The organism is Cryobacterium sp. LW097 (genome assembly GCF_002205495.2).
Classification (GTDB): Bacteria; Actinomycetota; Actinomycetes; order Actinomycetales; family Microbacteriaceae; genus Cryobacterium; species Cryobacterium zongtaii.
This window is the reverse complement of record NZ_CP021992.1, coordinates 1,660,308-1,676,263: the sequence shown is the minus strand read 5'-3', so window position 1 is coordinate 1,676,263 and position 15,956 is coordinate 1,660,308. Positions and strand designations below refer to the sequence as shown.

Annotated in this window: 14 protein-coding genes; 2 read left to right on the top strand and 12 right to left on the bottom strand. The window is 67.5% G+C overall.

Annotated elements, in window-relative coordinates; translation table 11 throughout:
* Positions 1-35: 35 nt before the first annotated feature.
* The 11 genes from B7495_RS07710 to B7495_RS07660 form a co-directional block, all read right to left on the bottom strand.
* Positions 36-1,127, bottom strand: a complete 1,092-nt coding sequence (locus B7495_RS07710) for a glycosyltransferase (RefSeq protein WP_088456060.1) — start codon at positions 1,125-1,127, stop codon at positions 36-38.
* Positions 1,124-2,425: a putative lipid II flippase FtsW gene (ftsW, locus tag B7495_RS07705; RefSeq protein WP_088456059.1), complete on the bottom strand. Its 1,302-nt coding sequence runs from the start codon at positions 2,423-2,425 to the stop codon at positions 1,124-1,126. Before ftsW ends, B7495_RS07710 begins: the two co-directional genes overlap by 4 nt.
* Entirely contained in the window at positions 2,394-3,941 is a 1,548-nt protein-coding gene (gene murD / locus B7495_RS07700; RefSeq protein WP_088456058.1) for a UDP-N-acetylmuramoyl-L-alanine--D-glutamate ligase, read from the bottom strand. The genes ftsW and murD overlap by 32 nt, the downstream gene beginning before the upstream one ends.
* A complete protein-coding gene (gene mraY, locus B7495_RS07695) occupies positions 3,938-5,035 on the bottom strand; it encodes a phospho-N-acetylmuramoyl-pentapeptide-transferase (protein WP_088456057.1) in 1,098 nt (365 codons plus the stop codon). The genes murD and mraY overlap by 4 nt, the downstream gene beginning before the upstream one ends.
* Positions 5,032-6,471, bottom strand: a complete 1,440-nt coding sequence (gene murF / locus B7495_RS07690) for a UDP-N-acetylmuramoyl-tripeptide--D-alanyl-D-alanine ligase (protein ID WP_088456056.1) — start codon at positions 6,469-6,471, stop codon at positions 5,032-5,034. Before murF ends, mraY begins: the two co-directional genes overlap by 4 nt.
* Complete coding sequence (locus B7495_RS07685) at positions 6,471-8,045, bottom strand: Mur ligase family protein (protein ID WP_088457977.1); 1,575 nt, start codon at positions 8,043-8,045, stop codon at positions 6,471-6,473. Before B7495_RS07685 ends, murF begins: the two co-directional genes overlap by 1 nt.
* Before the next feature lie 13 nt (positions 8,046-8,058).
* The gene (locus B7495_RS07680) at positions 8,059-9,837 is read right to left on the bottom strand and encodes a penicillin-binding protein 2 (protein WP_240632446.1); all 1,779 of its coding nucleotides are present in this window, start codon (positions 9,835-9,837) and stop codon (positions 8,059-8,061) included.
* A gap of 31 nt (positions 9,838-9,868) precedes the next feature.
* A complete protein-coding gene (locus tag B7495_RS07675; protein ID WP_088456054.1) occupies positions 9,869-10,459 on the bottom strand; it encodes a hypothetical protein in 591 nt (196 codons plus the stop codon).
* The gene (gene rsmH / locus B7495_RS07670) at positions 10,456-11,448 is read right to left on the bottom strand and encodes a 16S rRNA (cytosine(1402)-N(4))-methyltransferase RsmH (protein ID WP_088457976.1); all 993 of its coding nucleotides are present in this window, start codon (positions 11,446-11,448) and stop codon (positions 10,456-10,458) included. Before rsmH ends, B7495_RS07675 begins: the two co-directional genes overlap by 4 nt.
* Positions 11,449-11,581: 133 nt before the next feature.
* On the bottom strand, positions 11,582-12,013 hold the full coding sequence (gene mraZ, locus B7495_RS07665; RefSeq protein ID WP_088456053.1) for a division/cell wall cluster transcriptional repressor MraZ: 432 nt from the start codon (positions 12,011-12,013) through the stop codon (positions 11,582-11,584).
* Positions 12,014-12,364: 351 nt separating this feature from the next.
* On the bottom strand, positions 12,365-12,745 hold the full coding sequence (locus B7495_RS07660; RefSeq protein WP_088456052.1) for a DUF3040 domain-containing protein: 381 nt from the start codon (positions 12,743-12,745) through the stop codon (positions 12,365-12,367).
* A gap of 73 nt (positions 12,746-12,818) precedes the next feature.
* Here B7495_RS07660 and B7495_RS07655 point away from each other — a divergent pair, with 73 nt between their 5' ends.
* Complete coding sequence (locus tag B7495_RS07655) at positions 12,819-13,940, top strand: polyprenyl synthetase family protein (protein ID WP_088456051.1); 1,122 nt, start codon at positions 12,819-12,821, stop codon at positions 13,938-13,940.
* Positions 13,941-14,015: 75 nt separating this feature from the next.
* Here B7495_RS07655 and B7495_RS07650 read toward each other — a convergent pair whose 3' ends face one another.
* On the bottom strand, positions 14,016-14,375 hold the full coding sequence (locus B7495_RS07650) for an Rv2175c family DNA-binding protein (RefSeq protein WP_088456050.1): 360 nt from the start codon (positions 14,373-14,375) through the stop codon (positions 14,016-14,018).
* A gap of 179 nt (positions 14,376-14,554) precedes the next feature.
* Between B7495_RS07650 and B7495_RS07645 the strand changes: the two genes are divergently transcribed.
* Positions 14,555-15,886 carry a LysM peptidoglycan-binding domain-containing protein gene (locus B7495_RS07645; protein WP_240632445.1) on the top strand — a complete coding sequence of 444 codons (1,332 nt, stop codon included), beginning with the start codon at positions 14,555-14,557 and terminating at the stop codon, positions 15,884-15,886.
* Positions 15,887-15,956 lie beyond the last annotated feature (70 nt).

The window sequence follows — 15,956 nt, the reverse complement described above, 5'->3', positions numbered from 1 at the left end:
GTGCGCGGGGTGGTGCAGGTTCTGCGGGTTCAACGTTACGCGGAGTGCGGTGCGGTCGCACCCGCCGCCTCGTCGATGAGGTCGATCGTGCGCGCGGTGCCGTCGAGCACGCCCGCGGAGTGGGCGGCGACGCTCATGCCGTGGATGCGCTCGGGCTCGGCGAGGACCGGCAGCAATTCAGACCGGACCCAGCCCGGCAGGAAGGCGGCGTCATCGACGAGGATTCCGCCGCCGGCGGCCACGACGTCGGCGGCGTTGAACCGCTGTTCGCCGTTGCCGACCGGGTACGGCACGAACACGGCGGGGATCCCGAGGGCGCTCAATTCGCAGACCGTGGCAGCTCCGGCGCGGGAGACGGCGAAGTCGGCGACGGAGAGCGCCAGATCCATCCGGTCGCAGTACGCGATCATCCGGTAACCCGGCAGGTTCGGATCGTCGACCTCGGCGGAGTTACCGGTGATATGGAGTACCTGCCAGCCGGCGTCGGTGAGGACAGCCGCGGAATCCACGACGGTGCGGTTGATGCGGCGGGCGCCGAGCGAGCCGCCGGTGACCAGCAGGATCGGCCGGTCCGCGTCGAGGCCGAAGAAGGCCAACCCGGCCGCGCGGGAGCCGGCCCGATCGAGAGTCTCGATTTCCCGGCGCAGCGGCATGCCGACGACCCTGGCGTGGCGCAGCCGGGTACCGGCGAAGGCGACCCCGACCGAACGGGTCAGTAGGGCGCCGACCCGGTTGGCCAGCCCGGGCTTGGCGTTGGCTTCGTGGATGGCGATCGGTACGCCGGCCCGGCGCGCGGCCAGGTAGGCCGGCGTGGCGACATAACCGCCGAAGCCGACGACGACATCGACGCGGCGGTCGCGCAGGATGGTGATCACGTCGTTGATGGCGCGATTGAATCTCGGCGGGAAGCCGAGCGCCGCGCGGTTGGGCCGCCGGGGGAAGGGCAGCCGCGGGACTATCAGCAGTTCGTAGCCGCGTTCGGGTACCAACCGGGCCTCGAGGCCCTCGGCCGTGCCGAGGACGAGGACCGTCGCGTCGGGCTCGCGCAGGCGGAGCGCGTCGGCGACCGCGAGCAGCGGGTTGACGTGGCCGGCGGTACCGCCCCCGGCCAGCAGGTATGTGGTCATCGGGTGGTTCCTCGTTTCGGTGCGGCACCGACGGGCGCCGGGCGTGCGGGCGCGGCCGCAGGGTCGCGGGTCTTGGCGTCCTCGCTCAGGTTGTGGTCGCTTCTGGCGAAGGACAGCACCACCCCGATCGCCGCGAGGGTGGTCAGCAGCGCCGTGCCACCGGCGGAGATCAGCGGCAGGGGCACACCGAGGACCGGGAGGACTCCCAGCACGACACCGATGTTCACGAGGGCCTGGCCGATGATCCAGACCATGACGGCCGCGGTGGTGACCTTGATCTGCATGTTGGCCGTACCACGCATGATGCGGATGAATGCGAACGCCAGCAGGACGAACATCAGCAGGACGACGATGCAACCGATCAAGCCGAGTTCTTCGCCGATGATGGCGAAGATGTAGTCGTTGTCGGCGGCGGGCAGCCAAGACCACTTGGCCTTGGAGTTGCCCAACCCCACGCCGAACACTCCCCCGTTGGCCAGGGCCCAGGTGCCGTGCAGGGGCTGCCAGCACGCGGCGGAGATGGTGCCCTTCAGCTCGTCGCAGCCCTCCGCGGCGAAGCTGAGGATGCGGGTCATCCGGTTCTCGCTGCTGATGGCGAGCAGGATGCCGGCGACAGCACCGACGATCAGGGGCAGGGCGAGCATCCGCAGTCGCAGCCCGGCGAAGAACAGCGCGCCGAACAGGATGCCGGCCATGATGATCACGGTACCGAGGTCACCACCGATCATCACGAGCATGACCGCGCCGCCGCCGACGCCGAACACGGGGATGTACACGTGTCGCCAGTCGTCGAGCCTGTCTTTCTTCTGCGCGAGGATCACGCCGAGCCAGATCACCAGGGCCACCTTGATGGCTTCGGAGGGCTGGAACTGCACACCCGCGATGGAGAGCCAGTTGGTGTTTCCCGCCACGGTGACTCCGAGCGGGGTGAAGATCACCAGGCACTGGAAGAAACAGGAGATACCGAGGGCCGGCCAGGCGACGCGTTTCCAGAACGTCACGGGTAGCCGGCTGATCACGAGCATCAGCGGGATTCCGAGCACCGCGAAGATTCCCTGCCGAAACAGCCCACCGAAGAATCCGGCGTCTTCCAGGTAGGAGTCCACCGACGAGGAGGACAGCACCATGACCAGGCCGAAGACGACCAGGAAGAGCGTGGTGCCCAGCAGGAGCAGGTAGTTGGTGGATTCGGCCCGGAACACCCGGCCGAGGTTGATCCGCGTCAGGCTACTGCCGCGGTCCTGGGAACTGTGGTTCTCGGCGGCCTCAGGCACCCGGGTACGAGGACGAGTCTTCATGCGACCCACCTCCCAAATAATCGTGTACGGCCTGGGCGAACTTCGACCCGCGTTCCGCGTAGCTGGCGAATTGGTCCATGGATGCGGCCGCCGGGGCCAGCAGGACCACGTCCCCGGCCGTGGCGAGGGATGCGGCCAGAACGACCGCGGACGGCATGACCTCCCCAGTGTCATCCGAGTCGATCTCGAAGACGCGCAGGGCGGGGGCGTGTCGTCTAAATGCCGCCAGGACTTCCTCGCGCTCGACGCCGATCACGACGGCGCCGCGCAGCCGGCCGGCGTGCTTGGCCACCAGGTCACCGATGTCGACGCCCTTCAGCAGGCCGCCGACCAGCCAGACGACGGAGTCGAACGCCGCCAGCGAGGCATCCGCCGCGTGGGGATTGGTCGCCTTGGAGTCGTCGACCCAGCTGATGCCGTCGCGGATCGCCACGACCTCGATGCGGTGCGCGTCGAGACTGAAGGTGGCCAGGGCCACCCGGATGGCCTCCGGCGACACGTCGAAGGACCTGGCGAGGGCGGCGGAGGCCAGGATGTTGGCCACCACGTGCGGCGCGGCCAGCCCGGCGGCGGCGAGGTCGGTGATGGTGGTGAGCTCGATGGCGCTGTCGAAGCGGTCCTCGAGGAACGCCCGGTCGCAGAGGATCCCGTCGACGATTCCCAGGTCGCTGGGTCCCGGCACGCCCAGGCCGAAGCCGATGGCCCTGGCGCCGTCGCTGACGTCGGCGTCTTCGACCATCCGCATCGTGGCGAGGTCGGCCTTGTTGTACACGCAGGCGACGGTGGTGTTCGAGTAGACCTTGGCCTTCGCATCGCGGTACGCGCTCGCGGAGCCGTGCCAATCGATGTGGTCGTCGGCGATGTTGAGGCAGACGCTGGAGACCGGGACCAGGGCGCCGGGGCCGGTCAACGGCAGGTGGTGCAGCTGGTAGCTGGACAGCTCGACGACGAGCACGTCCCAGCCCTGGGGGTCGCGGATGGCGTCGAGCACGGGCACGCCGATGTTGCCGCAGGGGGCGACCCTGTGGCCGCCGGCAGCGAGCATCGTCGCGGTCATCTGCACAGTCGTGGTTTTGCCGTTGGTACCGGTGACGAGGATCCAGGGCGCGGCGGGACCGACCTTGTCGCGCAGCCGCCAGGCCAGTTCGATGTCGCCCCAGACCGGGATGCCCTGTTCGGCGGCCCACAGCAGCAGCGGGTGGTCAGGGTGGAATCCCGGCGACACGATGACCAGCTCGGGATTGTGCTGAACCAGGGCCGGGGGCGCGGCGTCAAGGTCGGCGGTGACCAGGGGGACGCCGAGGACCTCGAGCAGGCGCGCACGCTCGTCGGGGGCGCGGCCGGCGACGACGAGAACCTGCGCGCCGAGTTCGGCCAGGGTGTCCGCCGCGGCGAATCCGGTCATCCCGAGGCCGAGGACGGCTACCCGCAGGCCGGACCAGTCGGAGTGCCAGCTGGTCAGGGCGCTGAGGCGATCGGGATCGGTGGCCGGGTCGTCGAAGGAGTGGGCACTCATACGCGGGCCAGCCACTCGAGGTAGAACGTTCCGACGCCGGCGGCCACGAGCAGCCCGCCGATGATCCAGAAACGCACCACGACGGTGACCTCTGCCCAGCCCTTGAGTTCGAAGTGGTGATGGATCGGGCTCATCAGGAAGATCCGTTTGCCGCGGGTGACCTTGAAGTACGCGCGCTGCACGATGACCGAGCCGGCCTCGATCACGAAGAGACCGCCGATGAGCACCAGCAGCAGTTCGGTGCGGCTGAGGATCGCCAGCGCGGCCAGCGCACCGCCCAGGCCGAGCGAACCGGTGTCGCCGAGGAAGATCTTCGCCGGCGAGGTGTTCCACCAGAGGAAGCCGATGAGCCCTCCGACGATGGCGGCGGCCACGATGGCCAGGTCGAAGGAGTCCGGGCCGGCGTAACACTTGTACATGTCGGCGATGTCGGATCCGCCGGTGTTGCAGGACTGGTTGGACTGCCAGAAGCCGATGATGATGTACGAACCGATCGCGAAGACCAGGGAGCCGGTGGCGAGGCCGTCGAGACCGTCCGTGACGTTGACGCCGTTGGAGGTGGCGGCGACGATCAGGCAGATCCAGATGATGAACGCGGCGATGCCGATGAAGGTGCCCAGCTTCATGAAGTCCAGCGGCAGGTCCCGGATGAACGAGATGTGCGTGGAGGCCGGGGTCTGACCGTATTTGTCGGGGAACTGCAACGCCATCCAGCCGAATGCGCCGGCGACCACGACCTGGCCGGCGATCTTCTGCCAGCCGCCCAGGCCCAGGCTGCGTTGGTTGCGGGTTTTGAGGTAGTCGTCGAGGAAACCGACCAGGCCCAGGCCCACCATCATGAACAGCACGAGGAGGGGTGACGCCGTCAGAGGCCGTTGTTGCAACCACATCGCGAGGAAGTAGCTGACCAGGACGCCGACGATGATGATGATGCCGCCCATGGTGGCCGTGCCGCGCTTGGCGTGGTGGCTCTTGGGTCCGTCATCGCGGATGAACTGGCCCCAGCCGAGTTTGTGGAACAGCCTGATGAACAGCGGGGTGAGCAGCAGGGTGAAGACGAGGGACATCGCTCCGGCCAGGAGAAGGGCTATCACGAGTACAACTTTCCCAGTCGGTCTCCGAGGAAGCGGAGTCCGGCTGAATTTGATGATTTGACGAGCACGGTGTCGCCGGGTTTCACGGTGTCGCGCAGCAGGTCGAAGGCCTCGTCGGCGGTCTCGACGTAGGCCGATTCCCCGTCCCAGGAACCCTCGTTGATGGTGCTGATGTGCATGCGGCGGGCGGCACGGCCGACCACGATCAGTTGGGAGATGTTGAGCCGTACCGCCAGGAGTCCGATCCTGTCGTGTTCCTCGCCGGAGAGCTCCCCCAGCTCGCTCATCTCGCCGAGCACCGCGATGCTGCGGCCGTCGGATTTCCGGATCTGGGCGAGGGTCTTGAGGGCCGCGGTCATCGAGTCGGGGCTGGCGTTGTAGGCGTCGTTGATGACGGTGATGTCGTCCTGTCCACCCATGACCTCCATGCGCCAGCGTTCGGCGACGGTGACGGATTCGAGCGCGGTCACGATGTCGTCGATGGGAACCCCGAGGGCGTCGGCGGCCGCGGCGGCGGCCAGGGCGTTCATCACGTGGTGTTCGCCGAGGACCCTGAAGGACACCGGTCGGCTCTCGCCGCCGGGCAGGTGCAGGGTGAAGCTCGTTCCGGTTCGGCTGCCGTGGACGGCGGAGGCACGTACGGTGGCGCCGTCGCTCTCACCGAACCACACCACGCGGGCGGCGGTGACGGCTGCCATGCCGGCCACCCTGTCGTCGTCCCTGTTCAGGATGGCGATGTCGTCGGGGCCGAGGTCGGTGACCATCTCGGATTTGGTGCGCACCGTGGCTTCGATGCCGCCGAAACCGCCGGCGTGGGCCAGGCCGACCTTGAGCACGATGCCGATGTCCGGCCGGGCCATCCGGACCAGGCGCCGGATTTCACCCTCGGCACTGGCTCCCATCTCTGCGACGAGGAACTGGGTGTCGCCGGTGACTTCGAGCATGGTCAGCGGGGCGCCGACCTCGTTGTTGAAGGAGGCGCGCGCGGCGACGGTGGGGCCGACGCTTTCCAGGATGGCGCGCAGGAGGTTCTTGGTGGTGGTCTTGCCGTTGGATCCGGTGATGCCGATGATCTTCAGTCGGCCGGCGGCGCGGACTCTGGCGATCACCGTGGTGGCAAGGTCACCCAGGGCGACGACCGCGTCGGGAACCAGCACCTGGGCGACGGGCAGGTCGAGCACCCGCTCGACGATGATCACGGCGGCGCCGCTTGCGACGGCGGCCGGCGCGAAGAGATGGCCGTCGGTCTCCTCCCCCGGCTTGGCGACGAAGATGTCGCCGGCGGAGACCTCGCGGGAGTCGGTGTGCACGGCCCCGCTGACGACTGATTCGCTGGTCAGGGCGTCAGCGGCAGACGGGTCGACGAGGTGCCCGGGGTAAAGGTGCAGAGTGCCGTTCATGGCTGCGGCAATTTCCGCCAGGGTCAGGGCGATCATTACAGCCACCCGGCTTCCTGCAGTGCGAGTCGGGCGTCATCCCTGGCTGAATACGGGAGCTTCACTCCGGCTACCTCCTGGTAGTTCTCGTGGCCGGGCCCTGCGTAGAGCACGACATCGCCCTCCGCGGCCAACGATAGCGCGCGGCGGAAGGCTGTGGCGGGGTCGGGGACCTCGTAGAGTTCCCCCTCTGGCACGGCTTCCCGTGCCGCGGCGAGCAGGGTCGCCCTGATGGTGGCCGGGTCTTCGAATCGCGGATGGAAGTCGGTGATGACGACGGCATCCGCACCGCGGGCGGCAATCGCGCCCATAGCGGCGCGCTTGGTCTTGTCCCGGTCGCCGTCGGCGCCGAAGACCATGATGATGCGCCCGGCGGTGGAGTCGCGGATCGCCCCGAGGGTGTTGAGGAAGGCATCCGGGCTGTGGCCGTAGTCGATGTAGACCAGCGGGCCCCGGTCGCCGGAGATCAGTTCGGCACGCCCAGGGATGTAGGCGTTGATGCCGCCGTCGCGGGTGAGGGCATGCTCGATGGCGGCAAGGTCGAAGCCGCTCTCCACCAGCATCACGATGGCCAGGGCCGCGTTGGCGGCCATGTACCAGCCGAGCAGCGGCACTCGGGTCTGCAGCCGACGGCCATCGGGGCCGTCGAGGGTGAATTCGGTGAAGCGGGCACCGGTCCGCACGACGTTCATGCGCCAGTCAGCATCGGCCGGGCTGCGGTCGGCGTCGGCCGACCCGACCACGGGGTTGTTGCCGAGGGTAGTGACCGGGATCCGGCTCTCCGACGCGATGCGGCGGCCCCACTCGGAGTCCACCGTGACCACTCCGCGGCGGGAGCGGTCGGGCTGGAAGAGCTCCAACTTCGACTCGAAGTATTCCTCCATGGACGCGTAGTCGTCGAGGTGATCGTGGGAGAGGTTTGTGAACCCGGCGACATCGAAGACCAGGCCGTCGACCCGGTGGCGGCTGATCGCCTGGGCGGAGACCTCGATGCCGACGGCCCGGACCTCGGCTTCGCGCATCCGGGCCAGCAGGGCGTGCAGTTCACTGGCCTCCGGAGTGGTCAGGGAGCTGGTCACGGCGATGTCGCCGATCCGGCGTTCCGCTGTGGAGGTGAGCCCGGCGACGACACCGAGCTGACTGAGGATGGCGAACAGCAGATAGACGACGCTGGTCTTGCCGTTGGTGCCGGTGACGGCGAACAGGTCCGCAGGGTTATCGACTGTGCGGTGGATCCAGGCCGCCACGGTGCCCAGCGCGGCGCGGACATCCGCCGTCACGAGGATCGGGAGGCCGCAATCGGCGGCCAGCAGTGCACCGGCCTCGTCGGTCAGTACGGCAACGGCCCCGGCTTCGCGGGCCGCCCCTATGTGGGATGCCCCGTGGATCATCCGTCCGGGCACGCCGACGAACAGGTCGCCGGGCTGCACCGTGCGCGAGCTGAGGCTCACGCCGGTCAGTTCTACGCCCGCGGTGTCGCCGCGGACGTCAAGCTCAAATTCATCGACCAGTCCGGACAACGATCGCGGGACCGGATGCTGAGGACGGAGAGCCGAGGGTGCCAAATCGGTCACGAGGCTCACTTTCTTACCAGGTACCGGGGAGATCAGGCGCGGCGGCGCCCGAGGGAACTGCCCGGTACTTTTTCAGCACCTGACTCATGACCTCTTGAAAGACCGGAGCGGGGGCTGCTGACGAATTCATGTTAACAGGGTCGGCCAGACTCACCGAAACGACGTACTGCGGATCGTCGGCCGGAGCGAAGCCTGAGACCGATACCAGGTAGCCCTTGGAGTACCCGCCGTTGCCGTCTGGCATCTGTGCGGTACCGGTCTTGGCGGCGGCCCGGTAGCCCGGGATTTCCCAGGTGTCGGCCAGCCAGGCCTTCTGGTACACCATTTCGAGGATGTCCGCAGTGTCGCGGGCCGCCTCGGCTGACACGACCTGGGTGCCCTCCGCCGCGGGAACGTCGGTGAGGGTGCCGTCTGCGGCGCGGCAGCCGGAGACCAGCTGCACGGGCATCCGGACGCCGCCGTTGGCGATGGTCTGGTAGATGCTCGACACCTGCAGGGCCGTCGTGGTCAGGCCCTGGCCGAACATTGTGGCGTATTGGGTCTGATTGTCCCACTCGTCGGCCGGGTGCAGAATGCCGGGGTCTTCGCCGGGGAAGCCGGTCTCGGTTTCGGTGCCGACCCCGAACTTGGTCATGTAGTCGTAGCGCTGCTGATTGGTCAGACGCTCGCCGAACTGCGATGTGCCGGTGTTGGACGACTCGATCAGTACCCCGGTGAGGGTGAGGTTGAGGTCGGGGTGTGATGAGCTGTCATTGATGTTGGCGCCGTTTTCCGGCAGGTAACGGTAGGGGGCGACGACCTGGGATTCGGGGGTCGCCACGCCGGCGTCGATCACGGATGCCGCGGTGAGGGCTTTGAAGGTGGAGCCGGGCTCGTAGGAGGCCGTGAAGGCGCGGGAGCCGCGATCCTCTGGGTTGGTCGTGGCGCTGACATCGTTGGGGTCGACACTCGGGTAGTCGGCCACGGCGACGAGCTTGCCGGTCTTGACCTCCTGCACGATGACGTTGCCCCACGCTGCTCCGGTCTTCTGGGCCTGCTCGGCGAGCACCTTCTGCACAAAAAATTGCAGGTCGGAGTCGATGGTGGTGATGACGTCGCTGCCGTCGGAGGCGGGCTCGGTGGTCACGGTGCTTTCCGGCAGCCGCACGCCGTCGGCGCCGCGCTCGTAGGTCTCCGAGCCGTTGTTGCTGGCGAGGCAGGAATCCTGGCCCACTTCCAGGCCTGCCTGAGCCTCGCCCGCCGACGAGACGAAGCCGACGAGGTTGCCGGCGACGGCGCCGTTGGGGTAGACCCGGCCCGGGTTCTGCTGGAAGGTGAGCCACGGGATATCGAGGGCGGACAGAGCCCGGAACGCATCGACGCCGACCTGCCTGGCGACGAGCGCGTAGTCCGATTTAGGGTTGTCGGCGAGGGCCTCGGTGATGAGGGCCTGGACCTTCTCGGTGGGCATACCCACGATGGCGCCGATGTCCGCCACGGACTGGGCCAGCGGCACCGTGGTTTCGACCCCGTCGACGGTGCGGGTGAACGGCGAGGCGTTCTTGGGCGACAGTGCCACGTCGTACCGCATCACGGTCCCGGCCAGCACCACGCCGTTGGCGTCGAGGATCTCACCGCGCGAGCCGTAGACGGTTCTCTCGACCGACCGGTTGCCGAGGGAGTCGGCGCTGAGGGTGTCAGCGCGCACCACCTGGATATCGACGAGGCGAACGACGAACACGCCGATGATGGCGACGAGTACAACGATGGTCGCCGCGATCCTGCGCTTGCTGGACATGTGTGTTCTCGCCACGTGGTGGTCCTCCCGTATCGGACTGCCGTGTCTATCGAGTGGTCGGCGACGGCAGGCCGTCGGCTACCGTAACCGCCGCAGGGGCGGTTCCGGCGGCAGGCGCGCCGGAGGCGATGCTGGTTCCCTGGCCGCCGGCGGGCAGCTGGGTGACGAGGGGAACCCCGGTGAGCAGGGAGTTGGGAACGAGGCTGGCGGCGCCGGCCGCTCCGCCGCTGGCGGAGGTCGGCGCCCCGAGAACGGCGCCGTCGGACAGCCGCAGGTAGGCCGGGGTGGAGTTGCTGACCATGCCGAGTGCTTCGGCATTGGCGGCGAGGCTCTGCGGCGAGGACACGCGGATGAGGTCTTCACTCACGCTGTCGGCGGTGCGGCCGAGTTCGACCTGGCTGGCTCGCAGGGCCGAGATCTCATAGGCACCCTGAGAGATCCCCACGCTCAGCAACAGCTGAGCCACGATGACGGCACCGACACAGGCCACCGCCGACAGCGCGTAGACGACGCGGGGACGCGTGTGAGTGCTGGGGCTCACGATCTCGATGTGGCGGCGTTCGTCGGCGCCGCTGCGTTCGGTGAAGTCGGGGCGCAGCGGTTCTGTTGTCAGCACCCGGGCCAGGTTGTCGCTCATTCGGCTCTCCTCAGTCGTTCGGCGGCACGCAGGCGAACCGATGTTGCACGGGGGTTGATGGCTTTTTCTTCTTCGGAGGCCAGTTCGGCGCCCCGGATCAGCAGGGTGAACAGCGGTTTGTGCTCCGGGAGTTCCACGGGGAGGCCGGCAGGGGCGCTCGACTGCGATGCGGCAGCGAACATCCGCTTGACGATGCGGTCTTCGAGCGACTGGTAGGCCATCGAGACGATGCGGCCGCCGACGGCCACCGCCTCCATCGCGGCGGGGATGGCGCGTTCGAGGACGGCCAATTCCTGGTTGACCTCGATGCGGAGCGCCTGGAAGACCCGCTTGGCGGGGTGCCCCATGCGCTGCACGGCAACCGGAGTGACCTTGGTGATCACCTCGACAAGCTGGGCGGATCGCACGAACGGGGTCGTCGCCCTGGCCTCCACGATCGCCTTGGCGTATCGGCCGGCAAGTTTCTCTTCGCCGTACTCCTGGAAGATGCGGCGGAGGTCGCCCTCGCTGTAGTCGGCGAGGATCCGCTCGGCGGTGAGCGGCGACGTGCTGTCCATGCGCATGTCCAGCGGAGCATCCTTGGAGTACGAGAAGCCGCGTTCGACCTGGTCGAGCTGCATGCTGGAGACGCCGAGGTCGAAGAGGATGCCCTGCACCTCGCTGATACCGAGGCCGGCCAGCGCGTCGAGGATTCCGTCGTAGACGGTGTGCACGAGGTGGATGCGGTCTCGGAACGGCTTGAGGCGTTCCTCGGCGATGGCCAGGGCGTCGAGGTCGCGGTCCAGGCCCACCAGGGTGAGACCGGGGAACCGGGTCAGCATGGCCTCGGCGTGACCGCCCATGCCGAGGGTGGCGTCGACGAGGATCGCGCCGGGCGCGGCCAGGACCGGGCCGAGCAACTCGATGCTGCGCTCGAGCAGCACCGGGGTGTGGATCTCGTTGAGCTGCGGCCGTTCGGCCGAGGCATCGGGGGTCTTGTCGCTGTTCATCTCGTTGTTCGTGTCGTTGTTGTTGTTGTTCATGGCTGCCGGGGCCGGATCCTGGAGCCTGATCCCCATCCGTTCCGCCTGGCACCGGGGAAGTGTGTCAGGAGGGCAACGGCTGGGAGTCAGGAACCAGGAGCTAGAAGAGTCCCGGAATCACCTCCTCCGTGATGTTGGCGAACGAGGCTTCCTGCTCGATGAGGTAGAGGTCCCAGACCTCGGTATCCCAGATCTCCACGCGGTTGCCCACGCCGATCACCGTGAGGTCGCGGCCCAGGCCCGCGTAGGCCCTGAGGTTGGCGGGGATGGTCACCCGGTTCTGCTTGTCGGGTGTTTCGGCGCTGGCTCCGGACAGGAAGACACGAAAGAAGTCGCGCCCTTCTTTGCTCGTGATGGGCGCCTGGCGGATCTTTTCGTGCACCTCATCAAAATCACGCGAGGTGAAGACGTACAGGCACCGTTCCTGGCCGCGCGTCATGACGATGCCGGTCGAGAGTTCCTCGCGGAACTTGGCCGGCAGGATGACGCGTCCTTTTTCGTCGAGCTTGGGGGCATAGGTCCCGAGGAACATTCATCACCCCTCTCTTCCGGCCAAGGTCAGGTGTTGCTCCACTTTACTCCACTATCAACCACCGCGTCTGGAAAACGCGCGATATTGCTGCGAACTTGCTTGATTATTCCCTGAAAACACTGGGAATCATTGGGTGGAGGAAAATCCCACGCTTTGGGGCCGTTTGGGGACATTTTGGGCGCAAAAATGGACCGACCTGGTGGCCGGTCCTGTTTGGTGAGACGAAGTGGGTGAAAAGGGAGGGTTCGGGGTGGCGGGCGACGGGAGCCGGGAGCCGGGGAATGCAGAACGCCCGCCGTCTGGGTGAGGGCGGGCGTTGCTGGTTACTGCTGAGTGATTACTGCTGAGTGATTACTGCTGGCCGTCCTGTCGACGGTCCCAGCGGTCATTGAGCTTGTCCATGAAGCCCTGCTGGCTGCGAGCTTGAGCCGGACGGCGGGGCTGGCTGGACGACGGCCTCGTCGCCCGAGCTGTGCGGCCAGGCGTGATGGCCAGGAGCACACCTCCGAACATGATGATGAATCCGACGATACCCAGCCACAGCTGTTGCACCGCGACACCGGCGACAAGAGTCGCTATCCCGACGACGCCGGCGAGTACTCCGAGCACAATAGAACGGTAGTTGGGGCGGAGGCGGGTGCCTCCAACGCTCGCCACGAATTCGGCATCGTTGTGATAGAGACTGCGCTCCATCTCTTCGAGGAGTCGCTGCTCTTGTTCTGAAAGCGGCATCTCATTCCTCCAATTGGGGATCGAGCGGATTAGACCCTAATTCTAGTCCCGCCGAGATGGCTAGGCTAGGCAGGTGACCGAAAGCACTCGACTGGTCGATCTGGTTCATTCTCGTATCGACGAATTCATCAATACGCGTGAGTCAATTGTGACGACCATCAGCGGCGACCTGGCTGTGCTGGTCGACTTCTCACGGCAGTTTCTCAGCGGCGGAAAGCGCTTCCGGGCCCAGTTCGCCCACCTCGGTTGGCAGAGCGTTACGGCCTCCCCCGGGCACCCCGCGGCGGGCGCTCCCGCCGGTGTGCAGGGCGGGACCGCAGGCATTGTGTCGGTCGCCTCGGCGTTGGAGGTTTTCCACGCCGCGGCGCTCGTGCACGATGACATCATCGACAATTCCGACACCCGCCGCGGTGCGCCATCCGCTCACCGCCGCTTCGAGAGCCTGCACGGCGCCGAAGGGTGGGCGGGCAGCCCCGGTGACTTCGGCCGGGCCTCGGCGATCCTGCTCGGCGACCTCCTGCTGGGCTGGAGCGACGAGCTACTCGACGAGGGCCTCGACGACGCCCCCGACCGGGTCAGCGCCCGTCGCGCGCGGCGGGAGTTCAACCTGATGCGCACCGAGGTCACGGCCGGCCAGTATCTGGACATCCTCGAGGAACGCGCCTGGCTCACCCAGCCGGAGGCGGAGCTCCTCGACCGCGCCGTGCGGGTGATCATCTTCAAGTCGGCCAAGTACAGCGTTCAGGCTCCCCTCGTGATCGGCGCCGCTCTCGCTGGAGCCACCGACGACCAGCTGGACACCCTGCGTGCTTTCGGCCTGCCGCTCGGCATCGCCTATCAGCTGAGGGACGACCTGCTCGGAGTCTTCGGGGACGCAGCAGTGACCGGCAAGCCCAGCGGGGACGACCTGCGCGAGGGCAAGCGCACAGTCCTGATCGCTCTGGCGAGGGAGCGCCTGGACACGTCCTCGCTGCACACCGTCGACCGGCTGCTCGGCCGGCCCGACCTGACGCCGGATCAGATCTTGTCGTTGCAACAGATCATCGTGGACAGCGGAGCCGTCGACAGGGTGGAGACCCTCATCCAGCAGAACGTCGGCCAGGCGCTGGAGGCGTTGACCGGTTCGGACGTGGCGGCCGGGGTCGCGGCAGAGCTGACCGACTTTGCCGGGACGGTGACGCGGCGCGTCTTCTAGTAGCGCGGCGCGTGTCTCAGCACCCCGCCACCTCGTCTAATGACGGGGGCGCGGGGGCGTGGATCGAAAGTGCGATCAGGCCAGGGCTTGAGCGACGCGACGGACCTCGGCCTTGCGGCCGGCCAGAAGTGCGTCGATCGGGGGAACTCCGAGGCTGTCGTCCACCTCGAGCAGCCACTCCATGGCCTGGTCGTCGGTGAAACCGTCGTCGGCGAGCACGATCAGGGTGCCGCGAAGCTCACCGACCGGCGCGCCATCACGGATGAAGGAGGCGGGCACGTTGACCTTGCCGTCGCGGCGGACGGCCAGCAGGTGCTTGTCCTCGATGAGCTGCCGAACCCGGCTGTGGCTGATACCGAGGACCTCTACGAGGTCGGGAATGTCGAGCCAGTCTGGGCCGGAGGCGGATGTTTGAACAGAAGACGATTCGGTCACTCCTCAAGCTTCCCATGATTCGTCATCGCCGACAAACCCCTGCTTCGTCGCCAATTCCTGACACTTCCTGCGGCGTACCCGCGTGGTTAATTGACTCGGCATTCCATCTGTGTCAGCGTTGAGGACACGTCAGCTCTCACGGAGACAGCTGTCGACGAGTAGTCAACGAGCGGAGCGTCATGTCGGTTAGAGCCAGCAAGATCGAAACGGGGACGGTCCGACCGGACTCCCCCGTCGAGACCAGCTCAGCACGGCACCGTCCGGCTCCGACCGGAATGCGGCGGTCCATCGGCGCCTTCGCCAGCATTCCCCTTGTTGTGGTGAGCACCCTCGCGATCGTGCTCAACCTGGCATCACCGGCCCAGGCCGCCACCGCCCTCAAGAAGCCGTTGAAGAGCCGCACCACGGTGCCGCAGGTCGCCGTGAAGCCGGCGCAGGCCGTTCAGCCGGCCACGGCGACGCCCGCACCCAGCCAGTACACCGTCGTCGACGGGGACACCATCAGCGCCATCGCCGGCAAGTTCGGCCTGTCGACGGCCTCGGTCCTGGCCCTGAACGGGCTGGGCTGGTCCGCCGTGATCTTCCCCGGCCAGGTTCTCACCCTGTCCACGGCGCCGATCGCCGTCGCCGCCACCCCTGCCCCTGTCGCGACCGAACTCACCAGGTACACCATCAAGTCCGGCGACACGCTCAGCGGCGTCGCGGCCGCCCACGGGGTGCCCACCGACGCCCTGTTCAGCGTGAACGGTCTCGGCCGCAACAGCATCATCTTCCCCGGCCAGGTCATCGTGCTGCCCGCCTCCGGTTCGGCCGCTGCCCCCGTCACGACGGTCGCCTCGACAACTGTCAGGGCCTCGACGCCCGGCAGCCACACTGTGGTGGCCGGCGACACCGTGGACAAGGTCGCCACCGGCGCCGGCGTTTCGGTGCAGGCGATCCTCGAAGCCAACGGCCTGGGCTACTCGAGCATCATCTACCCCGGCCAGGTGCTGACCCTCCCCGGCGCCGCATCCGCGAGCCCCGCACCCACAAGCACCGCACCGGTCCTCAACGCTGTCCCCGCCGTGGTCATCACACCCGCTCCGGCCCGCGGTACCGTGACGCCCCTCACAGCGGACATGGCCGCGAACGCCCGCCTGATCATCTCCGTCGGACGGGACGCCGGCGCGAGCGATGCTGCCCTCGTCGTGGCTCTGGCCGCCGCCGCGCAGGAATCCGGCATGCGCAACATCGACTACGGCGACCGCGATTCGCTCGGCCTCTTCCAGCAGCGCCCCAGTTCCGGTTGGGGCACCGAGGAGCAGGTCATGGACGCGGAGCGGGCCACCCGGGCCTTCTTCGGCGGATCGGTGAACCCGAACCCCGGCATCACCCGTGGGCTCCTGGACATCCCGGGCTGGGAGGCCATGACGGTCACCCAGGCGGCACAGGCCGTTCAGCTGTCCGGACACCCCGACCTCTACGCCAACTGGGAAGCATCCGCCCGCAGTTGGCTTGCCGACCTCGGCTGAAACCGGCGATCCGAAGGATCAGTGACCGAATCGTGTCACGCCGCGCTGCGGGCCGTCCAGAGGAACGCCC

Bases quoted from the DNA above. Each gene is read 5' to 3' on its own strand.
- B7495_RS07710 (WP_088456060.1), bottom strand. From the start codon at position 1,127: ATGACCACATACCTGCTGGCCGGGGGCGGTACCGCCGGCCACGTCAAC.
- ftsW (WP_088456059.1), bottom strand. From the start codon at position 2,425: ATGAAGACTCGTCCTCGTACCCGGGTGCCTGAGGCCGCCGAGAACCAC.
- murD (WP_088456058.1), bottom strand. From the start codon at position 3,941: ATGAGTGCCCACTCCTTCGACGACCCGGCCACCGATCCCGATCGCCTC.
- murF (WP_088456056.1), bottom strand. From the start codon at position 6,471: ATGATCGCCCTGACCCTGGCGGAAATTGCCGCAGCCATGAACGGCACT.
- B7495_RS07675 (WP_088456054.1), bottom strand. From the start codon at position 10,459: ATGAGCGACAACCTGGCCCGGGTGCTGACAACAGAACCGCTGCGCCCC.
- rsmH (WP_088457976.1), bottom strand. From the start codon at position 11,448: ATGAACAGCGACAAGACCCCCGATGCCTCGGCCGAACGGCCGCAGCTC.
- mraZ (WP_088456053.1), bottom strand. From the start codon at position 12,013: ATGTTCCTCGGGACCTATGCCCCCAAGCTCGACGAAAAAGGACGCGTC.
- B7495_RS07660 (WP_088456052.1), bottom strand. From the start codon at position 12,745: ATGCCGCTTTCAGAACAAGAGCAGCGACTCCTCGAAGAGATGGAGCGC.
- B7495_RS07645 (WP_240632445.1), top strand. From the start codon at position 14,555: ATGTCGGTTAGAGCCAGCAAGATCGAAACGGGGACGGTCCGACCGGAC.